This is a genomic window from Nostoc cf. edaphicum LEGE 07299 (assembly GCF_015207245.1).
Lineage (GTDB): Bacteria > Cyanobacteriota > Cyanobacteriia > Cyanobacteriales > Nostocaceae > Nostoc > Nostoc edaphicum_B.
On the sequence record NZ_JADEXF010000752.1, the window covers coordinates 1 to 3,241 of the forward strand.

General features: G+C 43.3%; 3 protein-coding genes. 1 reads left to right on the forward strand and 2 read right to left on the reverse strand.

The window, feature by feature from the left end:
- Both IQ229_RS20105 and IQ229_RS20110 read right to left on the reverse strand, forming a co-directional pair.
- Positions 1 to 329, reverse strand: a 329-nt coding sequence (locus tag IQ229_RS20105) for a pentapeptide repeat-containing protein (RefSeq protein WP_194046763.1), incomplete at its 3' end; no start/stop codon positions are given.
- A gap of 134 nt (positions 330 to 463) precedes the next feature.
- Entirely contained in the window at positions 464 to 1,984 is a 1,521-nt protein-coding gene (locus IQ229_RS20110; protein ID WP_194046765.1) for an LCP family protein, read from the reverse strand.
- 115 nt (positions 1,985 to 2,099) lie between these two features.
- Here IQ229_RS20110 and IQ229_RS20115 point away from each other — a divergent pair, with 115 nt between their 5' ends.
- A complete protein-coding gene (locus IQ229_RS20115) occupies positions 2,100 to 3,164 on the forward strand; it encodes a mannose-1-phosphate guanylyltransferase (RefSeq protein WP_194046769.1) in 1,065 nt (354 codons plus the stop codon).
- The last annotated feature ends 77 nt before the right edge of the window (positions 3,165 to 3,241 follow it).

A 3,241-nucleotide genomic window follows, 5' to 3' on the forward strand; every position in this document is an offset into this window, starting at 1 on the left:
TTTTTCAGGTTAGCACCATCCATAGTGGCGCGATCGACTAAAGCACCGCTCAAGTTCGCATCTTCCAAATTTGCCTTTAATAAAACTCCTTTAGTCAGAATTGCGTTGGTTAAATTCGCTCCTTGAAAATTTGTCCCCCGCATTTCTGCTGCAACAAAAGTTACCCCTGCCAAATCAGCATGAGAAAAGTCACGATTTTCTAAATTTATGTTGTTGTAATTGATTGTGTTTATCTGAGCAAAAGCCGGTTTGGGATTAAGTATTATCCACCCAAAGGCTAGTAGCAAAATTACAATCAAACCCAAAAAGCGCAGTAAAATCTTTTTCATAACTTTATTATTTGTCCTTTGTCATTTGTCCTTTGTCATTAGTCCTTTGTTCTTTGTTCTTTGTCATTTAACTAATGACTAATGACCAATGACCAATGACTAATGACTAATGACTAATGACTAATGACTCTTAGCTATTTCCAATCTTTCCCAATGCGTATTGTCAGATCGGATTCTAAATCACCAATGGCAGACACCTCGATTTGACCCAAGCCTAAGACTTTTTGCAAATCAACCCCAACTCGTCGGTTGCCTTTTTGGACAATAATCTGAGTTTGACGTTGGGTATCTGGCCAATCAGGCACTTTGTAAATATTATTAAAGCCTTTCTGTTTAAGATAAGCAATAACTTTTTCAGTTAGCTGAGGTTGATTTGAAGCATTTTGAATAGCAATTTTGAGGTTAGGAACCTGACGCATATCTGGTTTTAAACCAGGTACATTTACCCCAACATAATCATTCAACAGGCTCTGTTGTCCAGTCATATTTAGCCAATAGCTATCAGGGTCTTTGCTAAAGCGGCTAAAGGTACCAGGCAACACAGTCATTTGGAAATTATCTCGGTCTAGGTTAAGTCCGAAATTAACCAACGCCATCATTTCTTCCATCTTCAGGTTGGTATCAAAATATTTTCGCATTAGGCGAGTTAATTGAGGCAACCTGGGTAAGATGGTGGGACTATTTAAGCGTTGCAGCAGGGCTGCTGTTAGTGCTTGCTGACGCTGCACTCTTGGCAAATCTCCCAAACCTGGTTCGCGGAATCGGGCAAACTGTTCTGCTTGTTCGCCATTGAGAGTTTGCCAGCCACTGACTAGATTAATCGACAGCCGACTGCTGGAGTCTTTATATTCCATTGATTGGGGAACAAAGACTTCTACTCCGCCTAACTGATCGACTAACTGCCGTAACCCGCTGGTAGAAATACGGATGTAACGATCGATTGGGGCGTTATTTAAGGTACGGCTAACTACCCGTGCAGCCAAGACTGGGCCGCCTTTGGCATTGGCATCAGATACCTTAGTTAATCCCTTTTCTCCCTTTTCGGGGATGGCGATCATTGTATCTCTGGGAATGGAAAGCACCCTTACAGATTTTTCGCTAGGGTTCAGTCGTACCAGTAGCATAGAGTCGCTTTTCCCGGCAAAGCTTTCTGGTGAGCCATCAACAGTACCGCTGACTGGTTCAATCCCCATGATTAAAATATTCATCGGACGTGAAAGCTTGTACTGGGAGAGTTTGCCCCATAACTCCCCTGGTAATGGGATTTTTACTTCGTCTTTAGTAGTAGTTCCTAAATCTTCATCTGTTCGATCTAGATTGCTCCATAAAGGAGTCCATAGCGCTAATGTTGACACCAGCAGCCCAGATAAGATGATGCCAATGACAACCGTCATAAACCATAACAGCCATCGAGGCATGGTTAAGCCCAGTCTCTCAGAAAGCTGATTGGGAAACGCGCCCACAGATTCGATGACGCTACGGTTCGGATTCGCTGGCTGGTTTAGTTCGACCTGCTCTTCCTCTGAGTCAGCTATTGGTGCTGGCGCTACTTGATTTTCTATCCGTTGAAGTTGCGACGATCGCACGTCACTTTCAAACTCTACTACTTGCCCAGACGTAACCGGATTTTCCGACCATTCGACTTGTTTTATCACAATTATCTCCCCACTCAACCACTCCCTAAAAGTATGTTAATCCAAGCTACAAATATTGCCAGTGGAAAAGCTCACTGTAAACTTGTAATGTTCTTCGGTAGGCGTGTATGACAACATGAATACTTTATTGTTCCCCGTAATCCTAGCTGGTGGTAAAGGTGAACGTTTTTGGCCCTTAAGCCGCAAAGACCGACCCAAGCAATTTTTAAGTCTTGATGGTAGCTCTAGAAGTTTATTACAAGCAACCGCCGATCGATTGATTGAACTCGGTCGCGGGTGGGATTCCTTGTGGGTTATCACTTCTAGTCAGATAGCTGAAGGCGTAAGACAACAACTACCCGATCTACCAGTTGAAAACTTACTGATTGAGTCGGAAGGAAGAGACACTGCCGCAGCCGTTGCTTGGACAAGTTTAGAAATCAAACAGCGCTATGGTGAAGACGCTGTGATTGGCTTTTTCCCTGCTGACCACTGGATTGCTGACCAAGAGGCGTTTGCACACACATTAAATGCAGCTACGCAACTGGCAACAAGCACAGCAGCGATCGTTACACTGGGGATCAAGCCTACTTTTCCATCAACCGGTTACGGCTACATTGAACAAGGTGAAAAAATAGGTAGCTTTAATGAGTTGCCAACTTATCACGTGAACCGCTTTACTGAAAAGCCCGACCGAGAAACGGCAGAGACTTTTTTATCTACGGGACGTTTTAGCTGGAATAGTGGAATGTTCGTTTTTCGGGCAGGGGTTGTTCTCAAGGAACTACATACCCATGCTCCAGAAATTATCGAACCTTTAGAACAACATGGCCCTGATATCTATCCCCAGTTGCCTAAGAAGAGTATAGACTATGCGTTAATGGAAAAGACAACTCTAGCATACGTTTTGCCAGTTGATTTTGGTTGGGATGATTTAGGAGATTGGAATGCGATCGAACGTTTACTGAAAACGGAAGATACTCCAAACGTGGAACTCGCTACTCACGTAGGTTTAGATACGCAAGGGGCGATTATTTACGCCTCAAATCCAGAAGATGTAGTTGTTACTATTGGTTTAGAGGATGTGGTGATTGTGCGCGATCGCAATGTCACCCTCGTTGTCAAAAAAGAACGTACCCAGGAAATCAAGCAGATCCTTAAAATTCTCCAAAGTGATTCCCGATTTACTGACCTGCTATAAAAGTTAGAACCCTTGGCAGAGGCGAAAAAGTCTATTTTCCTATTATAACTTGACTGTCTGTTATTTTATCTGACAGT

What these genes read in the sequence shown, in the direction of transcription:
- IQ229_RS20115 (WP_194046769.1), top strand. Translation starts at nt 2,100, where the DNA reads ATGAATACTTTATTGTTCCCCGTAATCCTAGCTGGTGGTAAAGGTGAA.